We start from the raw sequence: 4,798 nt of genomic DNA, 5'->3' as shown, positions 1-4,798 counted from the left end.
AATTTACGAATATCTAAATTATCTAAGTTATTCTTAAGAATAAATAGTTTAAATCAATATTTTATATTAAAATATTAATCTTAAGAAAATTTTAGAAATATATATAAAAACGAAATGATAAATTAGTTATATCGGTTATTTTATATTTAAGAAATTTTTCTATAATCTTTTTAGAAAGGAAAAAGAGTAAATAAATTTTTAGAAAAATTATTAAAATTAGTGATAATATGGATAAAAAATCTAAAATAATTCTTATAGTATTAATTATTCTTATTGTTGCACTTATTGGAATTAATATATTTTTATCACCAAACACAACAAAATCAGATGAAAATCGTACTATAAGTGATATGGGAAATAGAACTGTTCAAATACCAGTAACCCCTGGAAAAGTTGTATCTACAAGCCCTCCAATAACCACTGTTCTTTATATGCTTGCACCAAATAAATTAGGTGGAATGAATTTCCAATGGACTGAAGATGAATTAAAATATGTTCCATGGCAATATAGAAATTATGCAAATATTGGTGGATGGTATGGATCACAAACTGGTAACTATGAACAATTTTTAGCAACAGAACCTGATGTAATATTTGATTCAGTTGATGAAAGTGGAGATATTTCTGATGTAAATGATAGACAGAAAAAATTTGGTAGTATACCTGTTGTTGCAGTTTACGATGATACTAACATTACCACTATGTCTTCATCAATAAAATTTGTTGGAAAAGTTAGTAATGATGAAGATAAAGCAAATAAACTTTGCGATTTTAATGAAAAAAATATTAAAAAAGTAAAAGAAGTATCTAATTCAATTCCAGAAAAAGATAAAAAAACTGTTTATTATGCAGAAGGTGATGATGGACTATCTACAGATCCATCTGGTTCAACACATGGACAATTAATAGATCTTTGTGGTGGAAAAAATGTTGCAGAAATAGGTTCTTCAAATACATCAAGTAGTGTTCAAGTATCAATTGAAGAAGTAATGAAATGGAATCCTGAAATTATTATAACTACTGATTCAAATTTCTATAAAAGTGTTTATAATAATACAAAATGGTCAAATATTAAAGCAGTAAAAAATCATCAAGTATACCTATCTCCTTCATCACCATATAAATGGTTTGATAGACCAGTTGGTGCTAATATGATTATAGGAGTCCCATGGACTGCTAAAGTAATTTATCCAGAAAAATACAAAGATATTAATTTAACTTCAGAAACTAAAGAATTCTATAAAGAATTTTATCATATAGATTTAAGTGATAATGATATTAAAGAAATATTAAAAGGTTCTGGATTAAATGAAACAAATATGTAATGGCTAAATTCAATTAATGACTTATATAAGCATAAAGAACTAAAATATTTAACTACAATCGGTGAAAGAATGGAGAATGATAAACTAATAAGAGATAGTATATTAATTTTATTACCCATATTAATATTCTTTTTATCTTTTTCAATTGGAAGATTTCCAATTAGTACTATTGATGTAATAAAAACATTATTAAGTCCTATTATTCCATCACTTACAGTTTCACCTGCAATTTCAACTATTGTATTCCAAATTAGACTTCCAAGAATAATAGCTGCAATGTTAGTTGGTGCATCTCTTGCTATTGCTGGTGCAGTATTTCAAGGAATATTCAAAAACCCTCTTGTATCACCAGATTTATTAGGTGTAGCAAATGGTGCAGGATTTGGAGCAAGTATTGCAATACTTGCTTCCCTTGGAAATATTTTTACACAAATATTCGCATTTATATTTGGTATTATTTCTGTATCAATTACATATTTAATATCTAAATCCTATAAAAATGGAGGTATACTTGTTTTAATACTTGCAGGTACTGCAATTTCAGCATTCTTTAATGCATTAATTTCAGGTGCTAAATTTATAGCAGATCCATATAATAAATTACCACAAATTGTTTATTGGTTAATGGGTAGTCTATCAGAAGTAACAATAAATAAATTAATAATCACTTTAATTCCAGTAATAATAGGTTTAATAATAATTCTTTCATTAAGATGGAGAGTAAACTTATTAGCAATGGGTGATGAAGAAGCACAATCATTAGGAGAAAATCCTGAAAGACTTAGATTAATTCTTATTGCTGCAGCAACATTAATAACCTCAGCATCAGTATCTATAAGTGGAATTATAGGTTGGATTGGCCTTCTTGTTCCTCATTTAACTCGTATGATTGTAGGTCCAGACCATAAAATATTAATTCCTGCATCTTTAAGTATTGGTGCAAGTTTCTTATTAATAGTAGATAATATATCTAGAAGTCTTATAAGTGTTGAAATTCCAATTGGAATTTTAACTGCAGTAATCGGAGTACCAGTATTCTTATATTTACTTAGAAAAGGATATTCCGAATGGTTTTAAATAAAAAAATAAAAAGAAGATAAATATGAAAAAATTATTAGATGTTAAAAACATTTCCTTTAAATATTCAGAAGAATCTCCGGATATATTTAAAGACATTAACTTTACAATAGATAAAGGAGATGTTCTATGTATTTTAGGACCAAATGGTACTGGAAAAACCACACTACTAAAATGTTTAAATCGTCTTCAAACACCATACACTGGAGAAATTTTATTAAATGATAAAAATATTAAAGGATATACTTATCAAGAACTTTCTAAATATATTGGATATATTCCTCAAGGACATATACCTACATTCCCATTTAATGTAGAAGAAGTTGTATTAATGGGAAGAGCTCCTTATATTAATTTAACAAATTCTCCAAAAGAAGAAGATTTAAAAATAGCTAGAAAATCATTAAAAACACTTAATATTATGCATTTAAAAGATAAAGCATACACTGAATTAAGTGGTGGAGAAAGACAATTAGTATTTCTTGCAAGAGTTCTTTGCCAAAATCCAAGTATATTAATATTAGATGAACCTACCTCTAATTTAGATTTTGGAAATCAATTTAAACTTCTTAAAATAATAGAAAAATTATCTTCAAATGGATTATCTATAATTATGTCAACCCATAATCCAGATCATGGATTTATTGTAGGAAATAAAGTTGCAATAATGAAAGATAAAAAATTTATGGAATATGGTAATCCTAATGATGTTTTAACTGAGAATAATATTGAAAAAGCATATAATATAGACGATGTAGATATAATAAAATTAAATAATAAAAGAAAAATTTGTATACCTTACCCAAAATGGGAATAAAACTTAAACTCAATCTATGAATTAAAAATTAAAATAAATTAAAATAAACTTATAAAATCAAGGTTATTATTAATTAATAATAAAAATGTAACAGGTGAAAAAAATGGATATGAAAACTTATGACGAACAATTAATGAAAGTTAAAGAATACCATGGTGAAGTATGTGGTGGAATTGCAATAGGTACTAAACTTGCAATGTATGGTATGGAAATCATGGGAATGGACCTTAACCAAAGACATAAAAACTTAATGGTATTTGTTGAAACTGATAGATGTATGGCTGATGCTATATTAATAGTAACCCACTGTAGTATAGGTAAAAGAGCTTTTAAACAAATGTATTATGGAAGATTTGCTGCAACATTTTATAATATAGAAACAGGTGAAGCATACAGAATTACTGATGTAGATGCAAATAAAAAAGAAACTAAAAAAGAAACTAGAGAAGAATTAGTTCAAAGATTTAGAGAAACCCCTGCTGAAGAATTATTTAATGTTCAAAAAGTAAAAATTGTAGGTCTTAAAGAAGCTCAAAAACCAGGACCATTACATACTTCTACATTCTGTTCAGTATGTGGTGAAAAAATAGCTGATGATCAACAATTAGTTATTGGTGGAAGACCTGTTTGTAAAGCATGTGCTTTAGGTTCTTACTATGAAATAATTGAAGATTAAATCTTCTTTTTTTATTTTAAAAAATCAAAATATTATAAAACTAATTTTTTAAAATATAAAAAAAGTTATATTATTTAAATCTAAAAATAATATTAATTATTATTTTACGGGATATTATGATAAATTGTAGAAAAATAGCAAAAGGAAAAGCAAGTGGAGAATTATTTGTAAGTAGTGAACCTATTAGTTTTTTAGGTGGAGTAGACCCTGAAACTGGAAAAGTCATTGATATTAAACATGAATTAAAAGATCAATCAATAAAAGATAAAATATTATTTATTCCAGGAGGTAAAGGATCTACAGTAGGTTCTTATGTTATTTTTCAAATGAAAAAAAATAATACTGCACCTAAAGCTATTATTTGTCTTAAAGCAGAACCAATTATAGCAACAGGAGCAATTATGTCAAATATTCCTATGGTTGATTCTCCAGATAATACTGAAAATCTTGTTAATGGACAAAAAGTAGAAGTAAATAGTGATGAAGGTACTATTAAATTATTATAAAATAATTTTTATTAAATCTACTTTTTTATTATAAGTTCATAAACTTATAAAATTAATTATTTTCATAAAAATAATTACAAAGACAAAAACCAAGAAAAAATAAGTTAATTACATAAAAAATATAATAAACACACAAAAATATAAAAAACAACTTATTTTCATAAAAAATTTTAATATATTCAATTAATCCTTAAAAACAAATTATAATTAAATACTATTTTTTCAAATTAAATAAAGATTTTTTAAAAGGAATATATTTTAATAAATAAAGTATAAGTTTAAATATTCAATTAAGCTAACCAAAAGATTTTATATAATTTTTAGGTACACTTAAATTTTATATTTTCTAAATTAATTAATTATACTTATAAATAAAAAATATAATAAGATATTATAT

The 4,798-nt window shown here is 24.9% G+C and carries 5 protein-coding genes; all 5 read left to right on the top strand.

Annotated elements, in window-relative coordinates; all coding sequences use genetic code 11:
- The first annotated feature begins 227 nt into the window (after positions 1-227).
- The 5 genes from BGI41_RS06655 to BGI41_RS06635 all read left to right on the top strand — a co-directional run bounded on the left by BGI41_RS06655 (position 228) and on the right by BGI41_RS06635 (position 4,401).
- Positions 228-1,325: an ABC transporter substrate-binding protein gene (locus BGI41_RS06655; protein WP_088539732.1), complete on the top strand. Its 1,098-nt coding sequence runs from the start codon at positions 228-230 to the stop codon at positions 1,323-1,325.
- A 69-nt stretch (positions 1,326-1,394) separates the two neighbouring features.
- Positions 1,395-2,402: an iron ABC transporter permease gene (locus BGI41_RS06650; RefSeq protein WP_088539730.1), complete on the top strand. Its 1,008-nt coding sequence runs from the start codon at positions 1,395-1,397 to the stop codon at positions 2,400-2,402.
- Positions 2,403-2,427: 25 nt separating this feature from the next.
- Positions 2,428-3,219 carry an ABC transporter ATP-binding protein gene (locus BGI41_RS06645; RefSeq protein ID WP_088539728.1) on the top strand — a complete coding sequence of 264 codons (792 nt, stop codon included), beginning with the start codon at positions 2,428-2,430 and terminating at the stop codon, positions 3,217-3,219.
- Positions 3,220-3,322: 103 nt separating this feature from the next.
- Entirely contained in the window at positions 3,323-3,895 is a 573-nt protein-coding gene (locus BGI41_RS06640) for an FmdE family protein (protein ID WP_088539726.1), read from the top strand.
- Between the two features lie 116 nt (positions 3,896-4,011).
- A complete protein-coding gene (locus BGI41_RS06635; RefSeq protein ID WP_088539724.1) occupies positions 4,012-4,401 on the top strand; it encodes a DUF126 domain-containing protein in 390 nt (129 codons plus the stop codon).
- Positions 4,402-4,798 lie beyond the last annotated feature (397 nt).

The organism is Methanobrevibacter sp. 87.7, from assembly GCF_002208625.1.
Lineage (GTDB): Archaea > Methanobacteriota > Methanobacteria > Methanobacteriales > Methanobacteriaceae > Methanarmilla.
This window is presented reverse-complemented; position numbering and strand designations above follow the sequence as displayed.